The organism is Geodermatophilus sp. SYSU D00867, assembly GCF_054050315.1.
Genome location: NZ_JBJGZC010000028.1, coordinates 19434 through 43334 on the forward strand (window position 1 = coordinate 19434; position 23901 = coordinate 43334).

Consider the following 23901-nt stretch of genomic DNA (forward strand, 5'->3'; position numbering starts at 1 on the left):
GACGGGGGGTGCCTGTCGAGTGAGCGTTGCGCTTCGCTTGCGTCGAGCGCCGGATCACTCGTTTGCACTGGCAGGCCGCCTGGCGCGGCTGGGCTGGACCCGCATCGGCTCGCCCGGCATCTTCGGGTAGTCCGGCGGATAGGGCAGGTCGCCCAGGCCCTGGTCCGCGGCCTGGCGCTCGGCCAGCTCGAGCAGCGGCTCGATGGAGTAGGCGTGCCCGGCCAGCCCGGCGTGCTTGTCACCGACCGCGCGGAAGCGCTCCGGCATGGTGAGCACGGTGAAGTCGGACGGCGAGACGTCGGGCAGCTCGTCCCAGTCCAGCGGCGCGCTCACCGGCGCGTGCGGCTTGGGCCGGATGGAGTACGCCGAGGCGATCGTGCGGTCCCGGGCCATCTGGTTGTAGTCGATGAAGATCTTCTCGCCGCGCTCCTCCTTCCACCACGACATCGTCACGCGGTCGGGCAGCCGGCGCTCCAGCTCGCGGCCGAACGCGATCACCGCACGGCGCACGTCGGTGAACGTCCACCACGGCTGGATGGGCACGTACACGTGCACCCCGCGGCCGCCGGAGGTCTTCGGCCAGCCCTCCATGCCGAGCTCGTGCAGCAGCTCCCGCACGTGCGGCGCAACCCACACGGCGTCGGCGAAGTCGGTGCCCGGCTGCGGGTCCAGGTCGATGCGGATCTGGTTCGGTGACTCGACGTCGGTCTTGTCCACCGGCCACGGGTGGAAGGTGAGCGTGCCGAGGTTCGCGCACCACGCGACGACGGCGACCGAGTCCGGCGCGATCTCGTCCGCGGTCCGCCCGCTGGGGAAGGTGATGTGCGCCGTCGGCACCCAGTCGGGCGCGTTCTTGGGCACCCGCTTCTGGTAGAAGGCGTCGCCGGTGTTGTCCATCCGGGTCGACAGCCGCGCGCCCTCGAAGACGCCGCCGGGCCAGCGCTCCAGCGTCGTCGGCCGGTCCCGCAGGGCGAACAGGATGCCCTCGCCGACGCTGACGAAGTACTCGACGACGTCGATCTTGCGGATGCCGCGCTCGGCGAAGTACGGCTTCTCCGGGTTGGAGACCCGCACCTCGTGCCCGTCGACGGTCAGCGTGACCGCGTCCCTGCTGCTCGCCATCTGCTCAGCTCCCCGGTCCGGGGCGGCTCAGGCCGGGCACGTCAGCCCGTCCTGCGGCGCCGTGAGGTCGATCAGGTAGGCGTTGACCGCCGCGGTGACGCAGTCGGTCTTCGGGTAGGCGGTGTGCCCCTGGCCCTGCCAGACCAGCAGCGTGCCGGCGGTGAGGTCCTCGGCCATGTCCTCGGCGCCGGGCAGCGGTGTCACCGGGTCCCCGGAGGTGCCGACGACGAGGATCGGCGCGCTGCCCTCGGCGTCCCGCTCGGGCAGCGGCGTGCGCGCGGCGTCCCACACGCCGCAGGTGTAGAGGCTGGAGGCGACCTTGGCGCCGAACAGCGGGTACCGCTGCGACCACTCCTGGGCCAGTTGCAGCACCTCCTCCTCGGAGAACGTCTCGTCCTCGGGGGTGTCGGCGCAGCTGATCGCGAAGTCGGCGTCGAGCCGGTTGGTGTACGTGCCGTCCTGGAGCCGGCCGGCGGAGGGGTCGGCGATCGAGAAGAGGCCAGCCGAGTCGCCGTTGCGCGCGGCGGCCAGCGCCTGCGAGAGCTGCGGCCACGACCCGGTGTCGTAGAGGGCCGCGGTGACGGCGGTGAGGACGACGCCCGGAGTCGCGGTGCGGGTCTCCCCGGGCCGGCTGCTCGGGATGGGCGTCGTGGCCGCCACGGTCAGCAGGTCCTGCACGAACGTCCGGGGGTCGCCCCCGATCGGGCACCCGGACACCAGGCCCACGCAGTTGGCGGCGAACGCGTCGAACGCGGCCTCCAGCCCCGCGGCCTGCGCCTCCGCGTCGGCCTGCGGGTCGGCGTCGGGGTCGACCGCGGCGTCGAGCACCATCGCGCGCACGTTCTCCGGGAACAGCTCGGCGTAGGTGGAGCCGAGCGTGGTGCCGTAGGAGTAGCCGAGGTAGGTCAGCTGCTCGTCGCCCAGCGACTCGCGCAGCAGGTCCATGTCGCGCGCGGTGGCGACGGTGTTGAAGGTGCCGAGCGCGTCGCCGTACTCCTCGGCGCAGGCGTCGGCCGCCTCGTCCTTGAGCGCGAGGACGTCGTCCATCTGCTGCTGGTCGGTCGGCCGCGGCTCCGCGGCGGTCATGCGGTCCTTGAGCTCGGCGGGGATGCACTCCACCGGCGTGGACAGGCCGACGCCGCGCGGGTCGAATCCGACCACGTCGAAGCGGCGCAGCACGTCCTCGGGCAGCGACAGCGCCAGGCTCAGCCCGAGGTCGGCCCCCGAGACGCCGGGGCCGCCCGGGTTCACCAGCAGCGAGCCGATCCGGTCGCTCTGCCCGGCCAGCGTCGCGCGCACGAGGAACAGCGGCAGCGTCGCGCCCTCGGGTTCGTCGTGGTCGATGGGCACCTCGGTGCGGCCGCACTCGAAGGCGAGGTCGCGCTCGCTGCCGGGCGTGCCGGCCACCAGCTCGGTGATCTGCGCGTCGCAGTCGGTCCAGGTGATCGGCGCGGCCTCCGGCTCGGCCGGTGTCGAGGAGGCGGCCGACGAGGAGTCCGCCGACGACGCGTCCGGGTCCGAGAAGGAGCTGCAGCCGGCGACCGCCACGAGCAGTCCGGTCGAGGCGGCGAGCAGGCCGCGGCGCAGACGCATGGTCACGACGGTAGGAGGCGCGGCAGGCCGGCCGCCCCGCAGGTGCCGGTCACCCGTTGAACACCTCGGCCAGGTCGTAGCGGACCGGGACCTCGAGCTGGTCGTAGGTGCAGCTGCGCGGTTCCCGGTCGGGCCGCCAGCGGAGGAACTGCCCGGTGTGCCGCAGTCGCCGTCCCTCGAGCTGGTCGTACTTGATCTCGACGACGAGCTCGGGCCGCAGCGGCACCCAGGACAGGTCCTTCTTCGCGTTCCACCGGCTCTGCGCGCCGGGCATCCGGTGCTCGCCGTTCTCCTGGACCTCGGCGTTCGCCCAGTCCTGCCACGGGTGCCCGTCGAGTGCCTGGGCCCGGTAGGGCGCCAGCTCCTCGACCAGCTCGGCCCGCCGCGCCATGGGGAACGACGCCGCGACGCCGACGTGCTGCAGCCCGCCGTCGTCGTAGAGGCCGAGCAGCAGCGAGCCCACGACCGGCCCGCTCTTGTGCCAGCGGAACCCGGCGACCACGCAGTCGGCGGTGCGCACGTGTTTCACCTTGGTCATCAGCCGCTGGTCGGGGCCGTAGGGCAGGTCGGCGTCCTTGGCGACGACGCCGTCGAGGCCCGCGCCCTCGAACTCGTCGAACCAGCGCTGCGCGATCGCCGCGTCCCGGGTGACCGCGGTGACGTGCACCCGCTCGTGCCGGCGGTCCAGCACCTCGCGCAGCCGCTGCCGGCGCTGCGCGAACGGCGTCTCCATCAGCGACTCGTCCCCGAGGGCCAGCAGGTCGAAGGCGACGAAGTGCGCCGGCGTCTGCTCGGCGAGCAGGTCCACCCGCGACTTGGCGGGGTGGATGCGCTGCAGCAGCGACTCGAAGTGCAGCCGGTCGCCCTGCGGCACGACGATCTCGCCGTCGACGACGCAGCGCTCGGGCAGGGCCTCCTTGACCGCGGCCACGACCTCGGGGAAGTAGCGGGTCAGCGGGCGCTCGTTGCGGCTGCCGAGCTCCACCTCGTCACCGTCGCGGAAGACGATGCAGCGGAAGCCGTCCCACTTGGGCTCGTAGAACAGCCCGTCCCCGGTCGGGAGCTTCGTCGTGGCCTTGGCCAGCATCGGCTTGACCGGCGGGAGCACGGGCAGGTCCATGCAGGTCAGTCAACCAGCGGCCTCCCGCACCGGCAGACCACCGTCGACCGGACGGGTGGCGGCGGGGACGCCGGTGCGGGGTGATCAGGCGCGGGGGAGAGGAGGTGCGGGCGGTCCGGCCAGCCGGACCGGCCGCACGGGCAGCGGCAACGAGGGGTGCGCCGCGGCCCAGCCGGCCATCGTGGGGTCGTCGAGGAGCGCCACGTCCACGGGTGCCATGACGACTGTCCGCGCGGAGTCCGCGTCGACCTCTCCCGCGCCCGGCGAGGGAGCGACGGTGTCCTCGGCCGAGGGTCGGCCGGGAGCGGCGGCCAGGACGCCGCAGACGAGCACGACGAGCAGGCCGACCCCCTTGGGGGAGTGCAGGACCGCGGCCGCACGTCCCAGTCCGGGCACGCTGAACCACAGTTCCCCGCGCACCGCGTCGGCGGGCACGGGGTCGAGGTCCGGCGCGTCGTTGGCGTCGCCCTGGGTGACGAGGACCGGCGTCCCGCCCTGGTCGTCGACCGCGACGACCCGGTGCGTGACCAGCTCAGGGGCGTCGGGGGTGCGCTGGAAGGTCACCACGTCGCCGACCGCCAGGTCCGCGGGGTCGACGGGACGGGTGAAGACCATGGCCCCGACCGGGAGCCCGGGCCGCATCGAGCCGGTGAGCACCGCCAGCGCCTGGCCGCCGGTCACCACCGGGTAGACGGCCACCGCCAGCGCCGACCCTGTCCCGGCGAGCAGCACCAGCCCGAGGACCCACGCCACCGCCTGCCGCAGCCGGCGCACCACCGGAGCACGGGCCGCGGTCGGCGATGCGGGGGCAGGGGTCGGCACGCTGCCATCCTCGGCAGTCCCTGGGGCGGCCGGCATCATCGATTTCGACGATGTGCGGGCCCGTCGATGACGAGAGCCTCCCTCCGTGCGCTGCCGCCCTGCCGTCCTCGTCGCCGCCTCGGCGCTGGGATGCCTGTTGCTGCCGGTCGCGCCCGCCACGGCCGACGGCCTCCTGGCACCCGGTGGCAGCACGACCACGGTCCTCCGGCTCGATCCGGCGTGGGCGGAGGCCGCCGACCGGCTCGACGTCTCGGTCACCGGCCTGCGCCAGCGCGAGAACGACTGCCTCGATCCCGAGGTCGGCGCCGGTGACACGACCTGCACCGAGGCGGAGGGTGACCTGGCGGGCTTCCTCGACGTGACGGTCGCGCCCGGACGCCTCGACGACGGCGACTGCGCGGTCGCGCCCGGGACCTCGCCGGTCCCGCTGGCGCTGACGGGGCGGGGATCGAGCCGCTTCGCCGTCGACGGGGTCGAGTGCCTGCGCCTGGTGATGGCCTTTCGCGAGGACGCGCTGGACGACCGGGCTCAGTCCGACACCCTCGCGTTCGACTTCGCGATCGTCGCCGAGGGGCTCGAGGTCCCCGTCGGCGGCGGGACTCCGAGCGGCAGTCCCGACGGCTCGACCAACGGCAACGGGGCGGCCGGCTCCAGCGCTGCGGGCAACGGGTCGCCCAACGGCAACGGCGCCCGCGGCAACGGCAACGGCAACGGCAACGGCAACGGGTCGGCCAACGGCAACGGGTCGGCCAACGGCAACGGGTCGGCCAACGGCAACGGGTCGCCCAACGGCATCGGTGCCCGCGGCAACGGCGGGACCGCCGGCGCAGCAGTCGGTGGAGTCGCGGCCGGTGGGGTCACAGCCGATGGAACCGCAGCCGAGCGGGCCGCGGGCGCCGCGGACGAGGAGACGGCCGGTGAGGTCGTCGGCCGGGTGGACGCCTCGGTGTCGCTCGACGAGAACGGGACGCAGGTGCAGACCCAGGCCGCCGGGTCGTCGGTCGTCGGCACCGCGCTGGTGTGGGGTGGGGGGTTCCTCACGGCCGTCGCGCTGGGCTGGTGGCTGCTGCTCGGACTGCGGCGGAGACGACGGGAGCGGAGCGCGTGAGGCGGCGGACACCGTGGCTGCTCGGGGGCGTGCTGGCCGGGACCGTGGTCCTCGGCGCCAGTGGCACGTTCGCGGTCCTCAGTGACAGCGAGGAGGCGGTCGCCACGGCCGGTGCGGCCTCCCTGCGCCTCGACGTGGAAGCGCCCGCCCTCCTCCAGCTCGGTCCGCAGCGGACGCCACAGGAGGTGCGGGCGACCGTGACCGGCGGGGTCCCGGCGGTCCTCCAGGTGTCGCTCGCGCCCACTGCCGGGGACTGCGCGGACCTGCCCGCCCGGCTCACCGTCACCGGGCCCGAGGGCACCCGGTCCAGGGACGTCTGCCGCCTCGCCGGCGACCCGCTCGAGGTGGCGCACCTCGGCCCGGAGCACCCCACCGCGGAGCTGTCCGTGTCCGTGGCCGGGACCGGGACGCCGCCGCCGGGCCTGCGCCAGGTCACCTGGCCGGACGGGTTGGTGCTCACGCTCGTGCAGGACCCCGCCGGGTTCAGCGACGAGCGGCGGCTGGACGTCCACGTGGTGCTGCCCCCCGGTCAGCTGTCCGGGAACGCGAACGGGAACGACGGCAGCCCCGGCGGCGGGAACGGCGGCAGGAACGGCAGGGACTGACCGGACGCCCGGGCGGCGGGCGTCGCGCCGGGCCTCAGCGGGAGGACAGCGGCGCGTCCAGCCAGCCCGCGCGGCGGGCCAGCGCGACGGCCTGCAACTGCGAGGACACCGCCAACTTCGCCAGCACCGCGCGGATCTGGGTCCGCACCGTCGCCTCGCTCACGTGCGCCGCCGTCGCGATCGCGGCCGCGGGCGTCCCGGCGGCCAGGGCGCGCAGCACCTCGTCCTCCCGTGGCGTGAGGCTGCGGAACGGGGCCAGCCTGGCCGTCTCCTCCGCCCGCGCCCGCCGGGCGGCGGCCAGCAGGTCCTGCCGGCGGCCCTCGCCGAGCACCCGCTCACCGGCCCGCACCGCGGTGACGACCGCGACGAGGTCGTCGAGGTCGGTGTCCTTGGCGACGACGGTCACCGCCCCCCGCTCGAGCGCCGCGCCCCAGGTCGCGTCACCCACCTCCCCGGTCACGACGACGACCCGGCACCCGCCCGCGGTGACCGGTGCGACGAGGTCGAGGCCGTCGATCGGGAGACCGTCGGGATCGGTGCCCAGGCGGAGGTCGAGCAGCACGGTCGCCGGTGCGGCCGCCGCGCACGCCGCCACGACAGCTGCCGCCGTCGTCGGGTGCACCCGTTCCGCGGGGATGCCGGCGGCGCGCAGGCCCACGCGGACCGCCGCAGCGAACAGCGCGTGGTCGTCGACGAGGAGGACCGGGCCCTCCGGGACGCCGGTCACCGGGCACCCGTGGGCAGCGGCTCGGCCCCCGACCGCGGGGCGGGCACCAGCCGCGCCACCGGGACGGGGAGCGACGTGGCCGGCAGGGTGACCTCGAACCGTGCACCGGCGGGGCCGTCTGCCAGGACGAGGTCGCCGCCGTGCCGGCGGGCCAGGTCACGGGAGATGGTGAGACCCAGCCCCTCGCCGGGGCTGCCCGCACGCCGGGTGCCGGCCTCGAAGACCCCGGCCCGCTGGGCGGCGTCCAGGCCGGGACCGTCGTCGTCGACGACCACCCGGAGCTCGGTGCCGGTGCGCGAGACCGTGACCCGGCACAGGGCGCCAGGCGCGTGTTCGAGGGCGTTGCCCAGCAGGTTGCCCACGATGACGGCCAGGGCATCGCCGTCGGCGGCCACCGGGGCGCACCCTGACGGCGCCCAGCTGACCCGCAGGCCGCGCTCGCGGTGGGCCACGACGAGCGCGCGGAGCACGGCGTCGACCTCGACGGGACGGACGGTGGGTGTCCGGTCGGGCAGCCGCAGCATCCGCTCCAGCCGGCGCAGTTCGACGGCGACCGACTCCTCGAGGTCGGCCCGGTCGGCTCCCGTCGCGTACCGGGCGGCGGAGTTGCCGGCGCGGACACCGGCCACCGCTGCCCGGGCGTCGTGCAGGCACGCGCGAGCCTGCTGCAGCTGGTGCTCGTGGCCGGCCAGCTGCCCGACGAGCCCGGCCACGTAGCGCTCCTGCCCGGCCAGCGCGTCGGTGAGCCGGACCAGGGCGGTCCCGGCGCAGAGCAGCCCGACCGCGACCAGCCCGAGGTCACCGGTGACGGTGGCGATGCCGGCCAGGCCCGGTGCGAGTGCGGGCACGACCTGGACCGGCGTGAGCACGGCGACGACCGCGGCCACTCCGGTGAGGGTGCGCGCCGAGACACCCGCCGCGACCGCCCGCCGCCGCCAGGCCGCGACACAGACCGCCGTCCACAGCGCGGCGGCCGCGGCAGCGCTCCCGAGCAGGCCCGGCACCCGCCCGTCGGGGACCACGGTCACCACGACCGCGCCGGCCAGCCCCACCACGGTCGCGACTGCGGTGGTCCGCCGCGCCCGCCGGCCGTCGGCGAAGGCCCGCAGGGTCACGCCGGCCGCCGCCAGCACGACCGCGAGACTCATGAGGGGGGCGAGGACGGCGGGCGCCAGCAGGCCCCCGTCGACGAGCAGGTCCTCCACCACCACCACGGCGGGGACCCGCAGGCCCAGCAGGGCAAGGCCGGTGCCCACCCGGCCGCTGTCGGACGTGCCGGTGACCCGCCACCGGAGCAGGAAGCAGCCACCGGCCGCGCACAGCGCGAGCGCGCCGAGCACCACCAGCGCCGTGTGCCGGGCCTCGGGCCGCAGCAGGACGAGTGCGCCGGCGGCCGCGGCGAGCGCGGTCGCCCGTCCGGCGGTCAGGACCCGGCGCGTGCGGTGCGCCCCCGCGGCGACGATGCCGCTGTTCCCAGTGCTCACAGGTCCCCCCGTGGTCGTCAGCCCGGGCAGGAGACCACGGGGGACCACGTCGGACGACGGACGACAGGGGGCCGAGGGGGACGTGCGCCGGACGGGTCCGGTGTGACGGACGAGTCGCCGCGGCCGCGCATCGTCAGAACTGACGATGCCCCCCGCCGGGGCCTGGCCGGAACCTCGTTGTCGACCGCCGGACCGTGAGCCGGCCGGACGACCGTCGATCGACGGGGACACCGACAGGGAGACCGAACCACCATGAAGAAGATCGCCCTCGCCGCTGCCGCCATGGGCGGGGCCGCGCTCGTCGCCTTCGGCGCCGGCGGCACCTTCGCCGCCTTCCAGGACAGCGAGCAGGCGACGTCGGCCGCCGGTGCCGGCACGCTGGACCTCGTCCTCGACGCCGCCCCCACGCAGACCGCGCCGAAGCCGCTCGCCCTCAACCCGGGGCAGTCCACGACCCAGGCCTTCTGGATCGCCAACACGGGGTCCCTGCCCGGCATGCTGTCGGCCGACGCGGTCGTTCAGCAGAACGCCGAGAACGACTGCACCGAGCCGGAGCGGCAGGTCGATGGCTCCTGCGGGACCACCACCGGTGGCGAGTTCACCAGCCTGGCCCAGGCCACCCTGCTGTACAACGCTGCCGGCACCGCCGAGGCCTGCAAGGCCGCCACCACCGGCACCCCGATCGCGCCGAGCCGCTCCATCGACTCCTGGGTCGCCGACCCGGCCGTGGTGACCGAGGTGGCCGCCGGTGCGAAGGCGTGCGTCCTGGTCCAGGTCACGCTGCCCCCCACCGCCGGCAACGTCGTCCAGGGGGACACCGCCGAGTACCGCATCGACTTCTCCCTCGTGCAGAAGACCCAGCAGGCCACCGCGCCCGCGGTCTGACACGCGTTCCACCGCGAGGGCGGTCCGGGAGTCCCCGGGCCGCCCTCGCGGCGTTCAGGAGCCGACCGCGTAGCGGGTGAACAGGACGCCGTCCTCCTCGAGCACCTGCACCAGCCGCGGGCGGACGACGTCGCGCAGCGCCCGGTCCAGCAGCCGCGCCTGGCCGCCGACCAGCGCGGGGGAGACGGTGAGGTCCAGCTCGTCGACGACGCCGGCGTCCAGCGCCGCCGACAGCAGCGCCGGCCCGCCCTCGCACAGCACCTGCTCGAACCCGCGCCCGGCGAGCCGGTCGACCGCCAGCGGCAGGTCCACGTCGTCGTCCCCGCACACCAGCACGTCCACCCCGGCGTCGGCCAGCGCGGCCCGTCGGCCGGCGTCGGCCGCGGCGCACGTCACCAGCAGCGTCGGGGGCCGGGCCAGCCGGTCCCCGGGCGCGAGCGAGGCCCGGCGCGACACCACCGCGATCGGCAGCTCCGGCGGCCGGCCGAGCGCGGCGCGCCGCCGCCCGACCGGCGAGCCCGCCGCCACCGGGCGGTAGCCCTCGCCGGCCGCCGTCCCGTGCCCGACCAGGACGACGTCGGCCAGCGCGCGCAACGTCGAGAACACCCGCCGGTCGCCGGGCGAGCCGAGCCCGGCGCTCACGCCGTCCACGGTGACCGCGCCGTCGAGCGAGGCGACGAAGTCGACGCGGAACGAGCGCCCCGGCGGCAGGGCGTAGGCGTCGGCCAGGTCGTCGTCGGTCAGGTCCGCCCCGCCGGGGGAGGGGAGCAGCCGGCGCATCAGGCGGTGACGACGGCCGCGCTCTCGGCCGGGACCGTCACCGTCGCGCCGTCCACGGACGGCTCGTCGGCGGTCGCGAACAGCACCCCGGTGGCCGGCCGGTCCAGCTCCACCTGCTGCGCCTGTCCGGACAGGTTGGCCACCACCCGCAGTGGGCCGCGGTGCAGCACGAGCACGCGGTCGTCGTCGTCCCAGCCGACCTCGACCGCCGACAGGTCCGGGTCGACCAGGTCCGGGTGCTGCCGGCGCAGCGCCAGCAGCGTCCGGTGCACCTCCAGCAGCCGCGCGTGCGGCTCGCGCGAGGGCTCGGACCAGTCCAGCTTCGAGCGGCGGAAGGTCTCCGGGTCCTGCGGGTCGGGCACCTCGTCGGCGTCCCAGCCGTGCTCGGCGAACTCGTTCTTGCGGCCCTCGGCCGTCGCGCGGCCGATGTCCGGGTCGGTGTGGCTGGTGAAGAACTGCCACGGCGTCGAGGCCCCCCACTCCTCGCCCATGAACAGCATCGGCGTGAACGGACCGGTCAGCACGAGGGTCGCGCCGACGGCGAGCAGGCCGGGGGACAGCGTCGCCGAGACGCGGTCGCCGATGGCGCGGTTGCCGATCTGGTCGTGGTCCTGCAGGTAGCCGAGGAACTTCCAGCCCGGCAGCCGCGCGGTGTCCACCGGCCGGCCGTGCGAGCGGCGGCGGAAGCTGGACCACGTGCCGTCGTGGAAGAAGGCGCCGGTGAGGGTCTTGGCCAGCCCGGCGAGCCCGGCCTCGGCGAAGTCGCCGTAGTAGCCCTGCCCCTCCCCGGTGAGCGTCGCGTGCAGCGCGTGGTGGAAGTCGTCGCTCCACTGGGCGTGGATGCCGGTGCCGCCGGCCACCCGGGGGGTGACCACCCGGGGGTCGTTCAGGTCGCTCTCGGCGATGAGCGTCAGCGGCCGGCCGACGGCGACCGAGAGCCGGTCGACCTCCTGCGCCATCTCCTCGAGCACGTGTGTGGCGCGCTCGTCGACCAGCGCGTGGACGGCGTCCAGCCGCAGCCCGTCGACGTGCATGTCGCGCAGCCACATCAGGGCGTTGTCGAGGATGTAGCGGCGGACCTTGTCGGAGTCCGGCCCGGACAGGTTGACCGACTCGCCCCAGGTGTTCGCGCCGCCCTCCGAGAAGATCGGCATGAACAGGGGCAGGTAGTTCCCCGACGGGCCCAGGTGGTTGTAGACGACGTCCTGGATGACGCCGATCCCGCGCTGGTGGCAGGCGTCGACGAACCGCTGGTAGGCCGCGGGGCCGCCGTAGCTCTCCTGCACCGTGTACCAGAGGACGCCGTCGTAGCCCCAGTTGTGCGTGCCGTCGAAGCCGTTGACCGGCAGCAGCTCGACGAAGTCGACGCCGAGGTCGGCGAGGTGGCCCAGCCGGTCGATGGCCGAGTCGAGGGTGCCCTCGGGCGTGAACGTGCCGACGTGCAGCTCGTAGACGACGCCGCCGGCGAGCGGGCGCCCGGTCCAGGCGGTGTCGCCCCACGCGTACGCCGACGGGTCGAACCGGCGGGACAGGCCGTGCACGCCGTCGGGCTGGCGGCGCGAGCGCGGGTCGGGGCGGGGCGTGTCGTCGTCGCCGAGCAGGTAGCCGTAGTCGGACTCCGGGCCGGCCTCGACCTCGGCCCGCCACCAGCCGTCGTCGTCGCGGCTCATGTCGTGCACCGTGCCGTCGACCTGCAGGCGCACACGCTCGGGCACGGGCGCCCAGACGGCGAACTCGACGGGTGCGGACATGCGGGGGCCTCCCAGCGGTAGTGCGGCTGACCGGTCCCTCTTGCCCGCTGCGGGCGCGGTCAACCGCGAGCGGCAGCCGGGGGAGCGGGTCCCCCGGCTGCCGCCCCGGGTCACGGCAGCTGCAGGACCTGCCCGACGTGGATGACGTCCGGGTCGCTGACGGTGCCGCTGTTGGCCGACCAGAGGGCCTTCCAGCCGCCCTCGACGCCCTGGTCCCGGGCGATCGTGCCCAGCGTGTCGCCGGACCGGACGGTGTACGGGCCGCCGGAGGCCCCGGCGGCGGACTCCCCGGCCCGGGCGGCCGTGTCCGGCTCGGCCGGCGCGGGCGCGGCGGCGGGCTCGGCGGCCGGCGAGCCGGCCGCCGGGGCGCCCGGGTCCAGGCCCTTGCCGCAGGTGGGCCAGGCGCCCGGGCCCTGGACGTCGAGCGTGCGCTCTGCGACGGCGATCTGCTGCGCCTTGGTGGCCAGGTCGGCGCGCGCGGCGTACTCGGTGCCGCCGAAGGCCGCCCAGGTGGACTGGCTGAACTGCAGGCCGCCGTAGTAGCCGTTGCCGGTGTTGATGCTCCAGTTGCCGCTGGACTCGCACTGGGCGACGGCGTCCCAGTCGTTGGGAGCGGCGGCCGAGGCCGGGCCGGCGGTGACGCCGATCGCGGCCGCGGCCACGCCGGTCGTCACGAGGGCACGGCGGAGCAGGGACGTGGACGTGCGCATGGGGGATCTCCGATCCGCCGCCTGCGAGGTGAGCTGTCGGGTTCGGAGCGATCGGTGCCCCGGCCGCACGGCGTGCGGCTTCACCCCGAGGCGCTGCGTCCGGTCCCCCCGTGACCGCGGTGCAGGCGCCGAAGTGGGTCCCCCACCCCCGTCCTGGCTGTGCTCGAGGAACGGAGCCCGGCGGACGGGGTTCGGCGGACCGGCTCCGGCACGCGACAGTCGGTTGGCCCGCGTGCGGTCGCAAAGGTAACGGGAGCATCACGAGACGGCACACCGGCACCACCCGTCACGGCGTGTCGCCCGGCCCGTGCCGGGCGGCGCGCACGAGATCGCCGGCAGGGGCCGCAGGTCACGGCGGCGCCGGCAGGCGCCGCCGTGACCTCCGTCTCAGTCCCGGACGAGCAGGGCCACCGGCAGCCGGGCCAGCAGCTCGCCGACGGGCGCTCCGCCGGCGTCGGAGACGACCCGCGTGCCGGTGAGCACGTCGCGCCACGCACCGGTCGGCAGCGTCAGCGCGGTGTCGCCCCAGCCGGTGGCGGCCAGCGCCACCGGCAGCCGGGTCGCCACGGTCACCGCGCCGCCCTGCTCCCCGGACCCACGGTCGAAGGCGACGACGTGCTGCGCGGCGGACCCGGTGGCCGCCACGGGGGTGTAGCCGGTGAACAGCTCCGGGGAGTCCCGCCGCAGCCGCAGCGCCCGCGACACGACGAGCAGCTTGGCCGCGCCGGTGTCGTCGACCTCCGGCACCTCCCCGCCGTCGAGCCGGGCCAGCAGCGCGCGCCGCTCGTCGTAGTCGACCGGGCGGCGGTTGTCGGGGTCGACGAGCGAGTGGTCCCACAGCTCGGTGCCCTGGTAGACGTCCGGGACGCCGGGCATCGTCAGCTGCAGCAGCTTCTGCGCCAGCCCGTTGGACCGGCCCGCCGGGCCGATCCGCGCGACGAAGGCCTCGATCTCGCGGTTCGTGGCCTCGTCGTCGTAGGCGGCGTCGACCATCGCGTGCAGCTGCGCCTCGAACGCCTCGTCGACGTCGGTCCACGTCGTCGACTGCCCGGCCTCCCGGGCCGCCTTCTCCGCGTAGGCGTGCGCCCGCTCGCGGGACAGCGGCCACGCGCCGACCAGGTTCTGCCACACCAGGTGCGCCAGCGGCCGGTCGGGCAGCGGGTGGCGGGACAGCCAGCCGCGGACCAGGTCCGCCCACTCCGTCGGCACCTCGGCGAGGACGGCCAGGCGCGCCCGGGTGTCCTCGCTGCGCTTGGTGTCGTGCGTGGTGAGCGTCGTCATCGACTCCGGCTTGCGCTCCAGCCGCCGCGCCTGCGCCTCGTGGAACTCCTCCGGGGTGCTGCCGAAGCGCGCCGGGTCGCCGCCGACCTCGTTGAGCACCACGAACCGCGCCCACCGGTAGTAGGCGCTGTCCTCGACGCCCTTGGCCATCACCGGGCCGCTGGTCTGCTCGAACCGGGTGGCCGCCTCGGTGCCGGCCTGCGCCAGGACCGGGTGCAGCGCGTCGACCGCGGCGACCAGGTCGGGACGGCGGTCGCGGACGTCGCCCACGGCGGCGTCGAGGTGCTCGCGGCCGTCGGGCAGGTAGGTGCGGTAGACGGAGAAGGAGGCCAGCAGCTCGGCCAGCGCCTCCTTCTCCGTCTCCACGTCGACGCCCGGCAGCTCGCCGATGACGCGCACCAGCCGGGCGACCTCCGAGCCGAGGATCCCGTCGGTCACCTCGCGCTTGCAGTCGTGCACCAGCTGCCCGTAGTCGACCGCCCGGCCGGACAGCTCGGTGTCCAGCGCGGTCAGCGCCGCCTCGCCGGCCGGGTCGACCAGGACGTCGTCGACCTCGGCCAGCGCGTCGTAGCCGGTGGTGCCGGCCGCCCGCCAGCTCTCCGGCAGGTCCTCACCGGGCTCGAGGATCTTCTCGACCACCGTCCACCGGCCGCCCGACGCCTCGGCCAGCCGGTCCAGGTACTCCTTGGGGTCGGCCAGGCCGTCGGGGTGGTCGATGCGCAGCCCGTCGACGGCGCCGTCGGCCACCAGCCGCAGCACCAGCTCGTGGGTGGCCCGGAAGACCTCCGGGTCCTCCACGCGCAGCCCGGCGAGGGTGTTGATGGCGAAGAAGCGCCGGTAGTTGAGGTCGGCGTCCGCGCGCCGCCAGTCGACCAGCTCGTAGTGCTGCCGGTCGTGCACCTCCTGCGGGGTGCCCTCGCCGGTGCCGGGCGCGATCGGGAAGCGGTTGTCGTAGTAGCGGAGCTCGCCGTCGACGACCTCGAGCTTCTCGACGTCGTCGGCCGACCCCAGCACCGGGATGCGGATGCGCCCGCCGCCGAAGTCCCAGTCGACGTCGAACGCCGACGCGTGCGCGCTGTCGCGCCCGTGCTGCAGCACGTCCCACCACCACGGCGCCTCGGCCGGGTCGGCCACGCCCATGTGGTTGGGCACCAGGTCGAGCACCAGGCCCAGCCCGTGCTCGTGCAGCGCGGCGACGAACCGGTCGAAGCCCTCCTGCCCGCCCCGCGGCTCGTCGACGTGCGCGTGGTCGACAGTGTCGTAGCCGTGCGTGCTGCCCGCGGCCGAGCGCAGCAGCGGGGAGGAGTAGGCGTGCGTGACACCCAGGTCGGCGAGGTAGCCGGCCACGGCCGCGGCGTCGTCGAGGGTGAACTCGGCGGTCACCTGCAGCCGGTAGGTCGCCGCGGGGGTGGCCCGCCGGCGCTCGAGGTCGTCGTCGGCCTGGCTCACGGGGCCGCCTGCAGCACGACGGTGGCGCGGGCGGCCACGGTCACGACGTCGCCGGCCTTCACCTGCACCGGCTCGACCTCGCCCAGCTCCGCGGTGTCGACGACGACCGTCCAGCCCTCGGCGTACTCCGACGGCGGCACGGTGAAGTCGATCGGCTCGTGGTGGGCGTTGAACGCCAGGTAGAAGCAGTCGTCGAGGACGTCCTCGCCGCGCTCGTCGGTCTCCCGGATGCCGTGGCCGTTGAGGTACATGGCCAGCGACTTGGCGAAGCCCGCGTCCCAGTCCTCGTCGCTCATCAGCTCGCCGGACGGGGTGAACCAGGCGACGTCCTGCACCGGGTCGCCCTCCTCGCGGCGCACCGGGCGGCCGTGGAAGAACCGGCGGCGGCGGAAGGTCGGGTGCTCGGTGCGCAGCCGGGTGACCAGCTTGGTGAACTCCAGCAGCCCCTCGTCGACCGACTCCCAGTCGATCCAGGTCAGCTCGGAGTCCTGGCAGTAGCCGTTGTTGTTGCCCTGCTGCGTGCGGCCGAGCTCGTCGCCGTGCAGCAGCATCGGCACGCCCTGGCTGAGCATCAGCGAGGCGATGAAGTTGCGCCGCTGCCGGGCGCGCAGCTCGAGCACCTCGGGGTCGTCGGTCGGCCCCTCGACGCCGCAGTTCCAGCTGCGGTTGTGGCTCTCGCCGTCGTTGTTGTCCTCGCCGTTGGCCTCGTTGTGCTTCTCGTTGTAGGAGACGAGGTCGTTGAGGGTGAACCCGTCGTGCGCGGTGACGAAGTTGATGCTCGCCACCGGCCGGCGCCCGGAGTGCTTGTAGAGGTCGGCCGAGCCGGAGATGCGGCTGGCGAACTCGCCGATGGTGGCGTCCTCGCCGCGCCAGAAGTCGCGGACGGTGTCGCGGTACTTCCCGTTCCACTCGGTCCACAGCGCCGGGAAGTTGCCCACCTGGTAGCCGCCGTCGCCGACGTCCCACGGCTCGGCGATGAGCTTCACCTGGCTGACCACCGGGTCCTGGTGCACCAGGTCGAAGAACGCCGACAGCCGGTCCACCTCGTGGAACTGGCGGGCCAGCGTGGAGGCGAGGTCGAACCGGAACCCGTCGACGTGCATCTCGGTGACCCAGTAGCGCAGCGAGTCCATGATCAGCTGCAGCGACTGCGGGTGCCGGACGTTGAGCGAGTTCCCCGTGCCCGTGGTGTCCATGTAGTACTGCTCGTCGCCCTCGACCAGCCGGTAGTAGGCCCGGTTGTCGATGCCCTTGAACGACAGCGTCGGGCCGTTGTGGTTGCCCTCGGCCGTGTGGTTGTAGACGACGTCGAGGATGACCTCGATGCCCGCCTCGTGCAGGGTCCGGACCATGCCCTTGAACTCCTGCACCTGCTGGCCGTCGGTGGCCTGGGCGTACTCGTTGTGCGGCGCGAAGAAGCCGATCGTGTTGTAGCCCCAGTAGTTGCGCAGGCCCTTCTGCAGCAGCGTGTCGTCCTGCACGAACTGGTGCACCGGCATGAGCTCGATCGCGGTGATGCCCAGCGACTGGAGGTGCTCGATCACCGCCGGGTGGGCGATGCCGGCGTAGGTCCCGCGCAGCTCCTCGGGGATCCGCGGGTGGGTCATGGTCAGGCCCTTGACGTGGGCCTCGTAGATGACCGTCTTGTTGTAGGGGGTCTTCGGCGGGCGGTCGACGCCCCAGTCGAAGTACGGGTTGATGACGACGGACTTCGGCATGTGCGGCGCCGAGTCGTCGTCGTTGCGCTCGCCGCTGCCGAACCGGTAGCCGAAGCAGGCCTCGTCCCAGTCGATCGCGCCGTCGATCGCCTTGGCGTAGGGGTCGAGCAGCAGCTTGTTCGGGTTGCAGCGCTGCCCGTTCTCCGGGTCGTACGGGCCGTGCACGCGGTAGCCGTAGCGCTGCCCGGGCTGGATGCCGGGCAGGAACGCGTGCCAGACGTAGCCGTCCATCTCCGGGAGCCGGATGCGCTCCTCGTTGCCCTGCTCGTCGAACAGGCACAGCTCGACCTTCTCGGCGACCTCGCTGAAAAGGGCGAAGTTGGTCCCGGTGCCGTCGTACGTGGCACCCAGCGGATAGGCGTTTCCAGGCCACACCTGGGTCATCGACGTGTTTCCTCCTGCGCGGGCGCCCCTCGGTGGTCCAGGGCGCGGTGGCCCCCCGCCGCGGCCGTCGGAGGGGGGTCGGGGCACACGGGTGCCCGCGGGCTCCTTAGCCCCAACCGGGCGGCTCCACACCTGACGCGGCGGACATCACGGCGGCGGCCCGGCAGGGGGCCCGGGGACGACGACGCCCTCCGCGGCGGAGGCCGCGGAGGGCGTCGTGTGCGGGTCCGGCGCCCCGGCGCGGGGCCGGGCACACCAGGTACCGAGGCGCGGGGCGCCGGGGTCCGACCTCGTCCGGGCATCCCGGGTGGCACTGGTCCCCGGCGCGGCACCGCGCCTGCAGGAGGGCACGCTAGCGGGTCCGGGGGCCGAGCACGAGCACGAGGGCGACGCGTCCGCAAGCGACACGCCCCGTCGGTCCCGTGATCACCACCCGTCACTCGCGGCGTCCTGTCACCGGGCGGTCGTACCGTCGTCCCCGTGCGCGCGACCTCCGACATCCGGCCCACCCAGGGGCGTTTCCGCGTCGTCAGCGAGTTTCAGCCCTCGGGCGACCAGCCGGCGGCGATCAAGGCCCTCGCGGAGCGGGTCAACTCCGGCGAGACGGACACCGTGCTCCTCGGCGCCACCGGCACCGGGAAGTCGGCCACCACGGCGTGGCTGATCGAGCAGGTCCAGCGGCCCACCCTGGTGATGGCCCCGAACAAGACCCTCGCCGCGCAGCTGGCCAACGAGTTCCGCGAGCTGCTGCCGGACAACGCCGTCGAGTACTTCGTGTCGTACTACGACTACTACCAGCCCGAGGCCTACGTCCCGCAGACCGACACCTACATCGAGAAGGACTCCTCGGTCAACGAGGAGGTCGAGCGGCTGCGGCACTCGGCGACCAACAGCCTGCTCACCCGGCGGGACGTGGTCGTGGTCTCCACCGTCTCGTGCATCTACGGCCTGGGCACCCCGGAGGAGTACGTCGACCGGGCGCTGCGCATCCGGGTGGGGGAGGAGCGCGACCGCGACGACCTGCTGCGCACGCTGGTCACCGAGCAGTACACCCGCAACGACCTCGCGTTCACCCGCGGCACCTTCCGCGTGCGCGGCGACACGATCGAGGTCTTCCCGGTGTACGAGGAGCTCGCGGTCCGGATCGAGATGTTCGGCGACGAGGTGGAGCGGCTGTACTACCTGCACCCGCTCACCGGCGAGGTCGTGCGCGAGGTCCAGGAGCTGTTCGTCTTCCCGGCCAGCCACTACGTCGCCGGCCCGGAGCGGATGGAGCGGGCGATCCGCACCATCGAGGCCGAGCTCGAGGAGCGGCTGGCCGAGCTGGAGAAGCAGGGCAAGCTGCTGGAGGCGCAGCGGCTGCGCATGCGCACCACCTACGACATCGAGATGATCCGCCAGGTCGGCTTCTGCTCCGGCATCGAGAACTACAGCCGGCACATCGACGGGCGGGCGCCGGGCAGCGCGGGTGCCTGCCTCATCGACTACTTCCCCGACGACTTCCTGCTCGTGATCGACGAGTCGCACGTGACCGTGCCGCAGATCGGCGGCATGTACGAGGGCGACATGAGCCGCAAGCGCACGCTGGTCGAGCACGGCTTCCGGCTGCCCTCGGCGATGGACAACCGCCCGCTGAAGTGGGAGGAGTTCACCGACCGGATCGGGCAGACGGTCTACCTGTCGGCCACCCCGGGCCCCTACGAGCTCGGCCGCACCGGCGGCGAGTTCGTCGAGCAGGTCATCCGCCCCACCGGCCTGGTCGACCCGGAGGTCGTGGTCAAGCCGACCAAGGGCCAGATCGACGACCTGGTCGGCGAGATCCGCGAGCGCACCGAGAAGGACGAGCGCGTCCTGGTCACCACGCTCACCAAGAAGATGGCCGAGGACCTCACCGACTACCTGCTCGAGCTCGGCATCAAGGTCCGCTACCTGCACTCGGAGGTCGACACGCTGCGCCGGGTGGAGCTGCTGCGCGAGCTGCGGCAGGGCGAGTACGACGTGCTGGTCGGCATCAACCTGCTGCGCGAGGGCCTCGACCTGCCCGAGGTGTCGCTGGTGGCGATCCTCGACGCCGACAAGGAGGGCTTCCTCCGGTCGACCACCTCGCTGATCCAGACCATCGGCCGCGCGGCGCGCAACGTGTCCGGCGAGGTGCACATGTACGCCGACAAGGTCACCCCGTCGATGGCGCAGGCGATCGACGAGACCAACCGGCGCCGCGAGAAGCAGATCGCCTACAACACCGCCAACGGCATCGACCCCCAGCCGCTGCGCAAGAAGATCGTCGACATCCTCGACGGCATCTACCGCGAGTCCGAGGACGCCGAGGCCGCCACCGAGCTGATCGGCGGGTCGGGCCGGCAGCAGTCGCGGGGGAAGGCGCCGGTGCCGGGGCTGTCGTCGAAGGGCCGGTCCAAGGCCGGCGCGATCGACGTCCAGGGTCTGCCGCGCGCCGAGCTGGCCGACCTCATCACGCAGATGAACGAGCAGATGCTGGCCGCCGCCCGGGAGCTGCAGTTCGAGGTGGCCGCCCGGCTGCGTGACGAGCTCGCCGAGCTCAAGAAGGAGCTGCGCCAGTTCGACGCCGCCCACGCCTAGCCAGCGGCGGCCGGCGCGGCGGTGAGCTGACCCCGGTCGACGGGGAGAGGGGCGTCCGGGAACCCCGGGCGCCCCTCGTCCGTTCTGCCCTGTGACTCCGCCGGGTGCGCTGCGCCGTGCCCGCGGAGCCGTGGAGGGGAGTATCCCGCCCGCGGTGGCGTCGTCAGCACGGGTACGCGTACCCCGGCGCCACCGGCCGGCCGCCGTCGCGGCCGGTGGGAGAGACCTCCGGTGCTGACTGTTGCCAGTGGACCGGAGGTAACCACTTTGGACGTCCCCTTCTTCGTCTGGGCGATCACGATCGCCGCGATCGTGGCCATGATCGTCTTCGACTTCGTCGGCCACGTGCGGACGCCGCACGCCCCGTCGTTGAAGGAGGCGGCGACCTGGTCGGCGGTCTACGTCGCCATCGCGGTGCTGTTCGGCATCGGCGTGTGGGTCTTCGCCGGCGGGACGTACGGCGGGGAGTACTTCGCCGGCTACATCACCGAGAAGAGCCTGTCGGTCGACAACCTCTTCGTCTTCGTCCTGATCATGGCCAGCTTCGCGGTGCCCCGGGAGCTGCAGCAGAAGGTGCTGCTGTTCGGCATCGCGTTCGCCCTGGTCCTGCGGACCGTCTTCATCTTCCTCGGCGCCGCGGCGATCGAGAACTTCAGCTGGGTCTTCTACCTGTTCGGCGCGTTCCTCATCTACACCGCCGTCGCCCAGGCGCGGGCCGGCGGGGACGAGGACGAGGAGTTCAAGGAGAACGGCTTCCTGCGGCTGGTCCGCCGGGTGATCCCGACGACGTCGGACTACCACGGCGACCGGATGACCACCCGGCTGGACGGCAAGCGCCACATCACCCCGCTGGCCATCGCGCTGGTCGCCATCGGCAGCGCCGACATCCTCTTCGCCGTCGACTCGATCCCGGCGATCTTCGGGCTGACCGAGGAGACCTTCCTCGTCTTCACCGCCAACGCCTTCTCGCTGCTGGGCCTGCGGCAGCTGTTCTTCCTCATCGACGGCCTGCTCGACCGACTGGTGTACCTGCACTACGGCCTGGCGGTCATCCTCGGCTTCATCGGGATCAAGCTGCTGATCCACGCGCTGCACGAGAACGAGCTGCCGTTCATCAACGGCGGCGAGCACGTCACGGCCATCCCGGAGATCCCGACCTGGCTGTCGCTGTCGGTCATCGTCGTCACCCTGCTGGTCACCACGGTCGCGAGCCTGGCCCGCAGCCGCCGCGACGCCCGCGAGGCCGTGCCGCACGCCGAGGCCGGGCGGGGAGCCGCCGCGGTCGCCGGGGAGACCGGCGTGCCGACGGTGCAGCACGAGCCGGGTGAGCGCCCCGCCGCGGCGCCGGCGCAGCGCACGGACGGCCGCTCCGGGTGACGCGCGGGTGACCACCGGGAGGACGGCAGGCCGACGACGCCGGTGTGCCTGTTGCTCCCGGTGATCGTGCGGCACGATCCAGGACACGTCCGCTCCGCTGGGTGCCCGACCGGCACCCCGCGCAGCGGTGCCGGGGGACGCGCCGGGCACACCGCCCGCGTCCCCCGGCGGCGCCGGTCCATCCGGTGTCCGGTGCAGCGGCGACCGCCGCTGCGCTCCCCGACGGTGACATGGGAGTCCAACTGATGGGTGTCAGCCTCTCCAAGGGCGGGAACGTCTCGCTGACCAAGGAGGCGCCGGGCCTGACCGCGGTGAACGTCGGCCTCGGCTGGGACGTCAACACGTTCTCCGGGGGCGACTTCGACCTCGACGCGTCGGCGATCATGCTCGACGCCAACGGCAAGGTCACCCCCGACGACTCGGGCTTCGTCTTCTTCAACAACCTCCGCAGCCCGGACGGCTCGGTCGTCCACGTCGGTGACAACCTCACCGGCCAGGGCGAGGGCGACGACGAGGTCATCCAGGTGAACCTGGCCGGCGTGCCGCCGACCTGCGACAAGATCGTCTTCCCGGTGTCCATCTACGACGCCGACAACCGCAAGCAGAACTTCGGTGCGGTCCGCAACGCGTTCATCCGCGTGGTCAACCAGGCCAACGGCCAGGAGATCGCCCGCTACGACCTCACCGAGGACGCCTCGGTCGAGACCGCCATGGTCTTCGGCGAGCTCTACCGCAACGGCGCCGACTGGAAGTTCCGCGCCGTCGGCCAGGGCTACGCCTCCGGCCTGCGCGGCATCGCCCAGGACTTCGGCGTCAACGTCGGCTGATCCCCGCCGGGCCCGGACGCCCGTCCGGGCCCGGCACCCCCGGCGGTGGGGGGGCCCCGCCCGCCGGGGTCCCGCCCTGCCCGTACCCGCCCCCGCGAAGCACCAGCCCCCGAGAAGCCGGAGGTCCCCGTCGTCATGCCCGACCGCACCCGCCCCGTGACCGCCGCCGCCGGGTCCGTCTGAGCGGCACCGGAGTGGTCCACGTCCTCACCCGGGGCGGCAACGTCGGGCTGGCCCAGGCCGGCCTGACCGGCCCCGTCGTCGTCACGCTCACCTGGACGCCGGCCCCCGGCGTCGACGCCGACCTGTCGGCGTTCCTCACCACCGCGGCGGGCCGGGTCCGCAGCGACGACGACTTCGTCTTCTACAACCAGCCCAGCGGCGCCGGCGGCGCGGTGCGCCACCTCGGCAAGACCGCCCGCGGCGGCGCCACCGTCGACCAGGTCCGCATCGACCCGGCCGCGCTGCCCGCCGACGTCGAGAAGGTCGTCATCGGCGCCTCCCTCGACGGCGCGGGCACCTTCGGCGGGTTGTCCGGGCTCGCCGTCGAGGTGGCCGCCGACGGCGCCCCGGCGCCCGCGATCCGCTGCGAGCTCGCCGCCGGCCCCGAGACCGCACTGGTGTTCGCCGAGGTCTACCGCCGCGGCGCGGAGTGGAAGGTGCGCGCCGTCGGGCAGGGCTTCACCACCGGCCTGGCCGGGATGGCCACCGACGTCGGCGTGAGCGTCGACGACGAGCCCGCCCCCGCGGCCGCCGCCCCTGCAGCGCCCGCCGCGGCCCCGCCGCCGGCCGCTCCTCCGGTCAGCATGGAGAAGAAGCGGCTGGTCGACCTCGAGAAGAAGCTGTCGTCCTCGGCCCCGCAGATGCTCTCGCTGGTCAAGACCGCCGGCGTCAGCCTGGAGAAGCGCGGCCTCGGCGAGCACACCGCCCGGGTCGCGCTGGTCCTCGACATCTCCGGCTCGATGGCCGAGCTCTACCGCACCGGCGCCGTGCAGCGGCTGGCCGAGCGGGTCCTCGCCCTCGGCCTGCGCTTCGACGACGACGGCGTCGTCGACGTCTTCTTGTTCGGCAAGGACGTGCACCAGCCCCCGGGCCTGCGCCTGGAGGGCCACCAGCAGTACATCGCCGACCTCACCCGGCAGTACCGGCTGGAGTACGACACCCGCTACGGCGCGGCGATGGCCGCCGTGCGCAAGGCCTACTTCGGCGACAGCCGCGACCGGGTGGAGCCGCAGCCGGCGCAGGTGCCGGTCTACGTCATGTTCCTGACCGACGGCGCGCCCAGCGACAAGTCGGTCGCGACCAAGCAGCTCAAGGCGGCGTCCTTCGAGCCGGTGTTCTGGCAGTTCATGGGCATCGGCCCGGAGCGGCAGTTCAGCTACCTGCAGCGCCTGGACGACCTCGAGGGCCGCTACACCGACAACGCCGACTTCTTCGCGGTCAGCGAGGGCGACCTCATGGGCCGGCGGCCGATCAGCGACGACGCGCTGTTCGACCGGCTCATGACCGAGTACCCCGACTGGCTGCGCCGGGCGCGCGCCCAGGGCCTGCTCCGGTGAC

The 23901-nt window shown here is 74.0% G+C and carries 18 protein-coding genes and 1 riboswitch; of the genes, 7 read left to right on the top strand and 11 right to left on the bottom strand.

The window, feature by feature from the left end:
• Positions 1-54: 54 nt before the first annotated feature.
• The 4 genes from ACI8AK_RS20855 to ACI8AK_RS20870 all read right to left on the bottom strand — a co-directional run bounded on the left by ACI8AK_RS20855 (position 55) and on the right by ACI8AK_RS20870 (position 4657).
• The gene (locus ACI8AK_RS20855; RefSeq protein WP_456957821.1) at positions 55-1122 is read right to left on the bottom strand and encodes a DNA polymerase domain-containing protein; all 1068 of its coding nucleotides are present in this window, start codon (positions 1120-1122) and stop codon (positions 55-57) included.
• 27 nt (positions 1123-1149) lie between these two features.
• On the bottom strand, positions 1150-2715 hold the full coding sequence (locus ACI8AK_RS20860; RefSeq protein WP_456957823.1) for an alpha/beta hydrolase: 1566 nt from the start codon (positions 2713-2715) through the stop codon (positions 1150-1152).
• A 49-nt stretch (positions 2716-2764) separates the two neighbouring features.
• Positions 2765-3835 (bottom strand): ATP-dependent DNA ligase, encoded by a 1071-nt coding sequence (locus ACI8AK_RS20865; RefSeq protein ID WP_456903566.1) that lies wholly within the window; start codon positions 3833-3835, stop codon positions 2765-2767.
• Between the two features lie 84 nt (positions 3836-3919).
• Positions 3920-4657 carry a signal peptidase I gene (locus ACI8AK_RS20870; RefSeq protein WP_387993562.1) on the bottom strand — a complete coding sequence of 246 codons (738 nt, stop codon included), beginning with the start codon at positions 4655-4657 and terminating at the stop codon, positions 3920-3922.
• 85 nt (positions 4658-4742) lie between these two features.
• Between ACI8AK_RS20870 and ACI8AK_RS20875 the strand changes: the two genes are divergently transcribed.
• Positions 4743-5765, top strand: coding sequence for a hypothetical protein (locus ACI8AK_RS20875; RefSeq protein ID WP_387993559.1), 1023 nt, complete (start codon positions 4743-4745; stop codon positions 5763-5765).
• Positions 5762-6370 carry a hypothetical protein gene (locus ACI8AK_RS20880; protein ID WP_387993556.1) on the top strand — a complete coding sequence of 203 codons (609 nt, stop codon included), beginning with the start codon at positions 5762-5764 and terminating at the stop codon, positions 6368-6370. The genes ACI8AK_RS20875 and ACI8AK_RS20880 overlap by 4 nt, the downstream gene beginning before the upstream one ends.
• A 34-nt stretch (positions 6371-6404) precedes the next feature.
• Here the strand turns inward: ACI8AK_RS20880 and ACI8AK_RS20885 are convergent, their stop codons facing one another.
• Together ACI8AK_RS20885 and ACI8AK_RS20890 are read right to left on the bottom strand one after the other, a co-directional pair.
• Positions 6405-7097, bottom strand: a complete 693-nt coding sequence (locus ACI8AK_RS20885; protein WP_387993553.1) for a LuxR C-terminal-related transcriptional regulator — start codon at positions 7095-7097, stop codon at positions 6405-6407.
• Positions 7094-8581, bottom strand: a complete 1488-nt coding sequence (locus ACI8AK_RS20890; RefSeq protein WP_387993551.1) for a sensor histidine kinase — start codon at positions 8579-8581, stop codon at positions 7094-7096. Before ACI8AK_RS20890 ends, ACI8AK_RS20885 begins: the two co-directional genes overlap by 4 nt.
• A gap of 252 nt (positions 8582-8833) precedes the next feature.
• Between ACI8AK_RS20890 and ACI8AK_RS20895 the strand changes: the two genes are divergently transcribed.
• Complete coding sequence (locus tag ACI8AK_RS20895; protein ID WP_456957825.1) at positions 8834-9466, top strand: TasA family protein; 633 nt, start codon at positions 8834-8836, stop codon at positions 9464-9466.
• Positions 9467-9520: 54 nt separating this feature from the next.
• Here ACI8AK_RS20895 and ACI8AK_RS20900 read toward each other — a convergent pair whose 3' ends face one another.
• From ACI8AK_RS20900 to glgX, 5 genes are all read right to left on the bottom strand, one after another.
• Complete coding sequence (locus ACI8AK_RS20900; protein WP_456957827.1) at positions 9521-10246, bottom strand: dihydrofolate reductase family protein; 726 nt, start codon at positions 10244-10246, stop codon at positions 9521-9523.
• Complete coding sequence (treZ, locus tag ACI8AK_RS20905) at positions 10246-11997, bottom strand: malto-oligosyltrehalose trehalohydrolase (RefSeq protein WP_456957829.1); 1752 nt, start codon at positions 11995-11997, stop codon at positions 10246-10248. The genes ACI8AK_RS20900 and treZ overlap by 1 nt, the downstream gene beginning before the upstream one ends.
• Before the next feature lie 110 nt (positions 11998-12107).
• Entirely contained in the window at positions 12108-12707 is a 600-nt protein-coding gene (locus ACI8AK_RS20910) for a transglycosylase family protein (protein ID WP_456957831.1), read from the bottom strand.
• A gap of 3 nt (positions 12708-12710) precedes the next feature.
• A riboswitch (cyclic di-AMP (ydaO/yuaA leader) is annotated at positions 12711-12845 on the bottom strand.
• 249 nt (positions 12846-13094) lie between these two features.
• Complete coding sequence (gene treY, locus ACI8AK_RS20915; protein WP_456903570.1) at positions 13095-15437, bottom strand: malto-oligosyltrehalose synthase; 2343 nt, start codon at positions 15435-15437, stop codon at positions 13095-13097.
• Positions 15434-17539 carry a glycogen debranching protein GlgX gene (glgX, locus tag ACI8AK_RS20920; RefSeq protein ID WP_456957833.1) on the bottom strand — a complete coding sequence of 702 codons (2106 nt, stop codon included), beginning with the start codon at positions 17537-17539 and terminating at the stop codon, positions 15434-15436. Before glgX ends, treY begins: the two co-directional genes overlap by 4 nt.
• A 480-nt stretch (positions 17540-18019) precedes the next feature.
• On the opposite strand from glgX, the gene uvrB reads away from it, so the two are divergent.
• The 4 genes from uvrB to ACI8AK_RS20940 all read left to right on the top strand — a co-directional run bounded on the left by uvrB (position 18020) and on the right by ACI8AK_RS20940 (position 23900).
• Positions 18020-20137: an excinuclease ABC subunit UvrB gene (gene uvrB, locus ACI8AK_RS20925; RefSeq protein WP_387993532.1), complete on the top strand. Its 2118-nt coding sequence runs from the start codon at positions 18020-18022 to the stop codon at positions 20135-20137.
• 267 nt (positions 20138-20404) lie between these two features.
• Entirely contained in the window at positions 20405-21514 is a 1110-nt protein-coding gene (locus tag ACI8AK_RS20930) for a TerC family protein (RefSeq protein ID WP_387993529.1), read from the top strand.
• A gap of 230 nt (positions 21515-21744) precedes the next feature.
• Positions 21745-22341, top strand: coding sequence for a TerD family protein (locus tag ACI8AK_RS20935; protein WP_456903571.1), 597 nt, complete (start codon positions 21745-21747; stop codon positions 22339-22341).
• Positions 22342-22535: 194 nt separating this feature from the next.
• Positions 22536-23900, top strand: coding sequence for a VWA domain-containing protein (locus ACI8AK_RS20940; RefSeq protein WP_387993526.1), 1365 nt, complete (start codon positions 22536-22538; stop codon positions 23898-23900).
• Position 23901 lies beyond the last annotated feature (1 nt).

Bases quoted from the DNA above. Each gene is read 5' to 3' on its own strand.
- ACI8AK_RS20935 (WP_456903571.1), top strand. From the start codon at position 21,745: ATGGGAGTCCAACTGATGGGTGTCAGCCTCTCCAAGGGCGGGAACGTC.
- ACI8AK_RS20865 (WP_456903566.1), bottom strand. From the start codon at position 3,835: ATGGACCTGCCCGTGCTCCCGCCGGTCAAGCCGATGCTGGCCAAGGCC.
- ACI8AK_RS20900 (WP_456957827.1), bottom strand. From the start codon at position 10,246: ATGCGCCGGCTGCTCCCCTCCCCCGGCGGGGCGGACCTGACCGACGAC.
- ACI8AK_RS20855 (WP_456957821.1), bottom strand. From the start codon at position 1,122: ATGGCGAGCAGCAGGGACGCGGTCACGCTGACCGTCGACGGGCACGAG.
- ACI8AK_RS20860 (WP_456957823.1), bottom strand. From the start codon at position 2,715: ATGCGTCTGCGCCGCGGCCTGCTCGCCGCCTCGACCGGACTGCTCGTG.
- glgX (WP_456957833.1), bottom strand. From the start codon at position 17,539: ATGACCCAGGTGTGGCCTGGAAACGCCTATCCGCTGGGTGCCACGTAC.
- treZ (WP_456957829.1), bottom strand. From the start codon at position 11,997: ATGTCCGCACCCGTCGAGTTCGCCGTCTGGGCGCCCGTGCCCGAGCGT.
- ACI8AK_RS20910 (WP_456957831.1), bottom strand. From the start codon at position 12,707: ATGCGCACGTCCACGTCCCTGCTCCGCCGTGCCCTCGTGACGACCGGC.
- ACI8AK_RS20895 (WP_456957825.1), top strand. From the start codon at position 8,834: ATGAAGAAGATCGCCCTCGCCGCTGCCGCCATGGGCGGGGCCGCGCTC.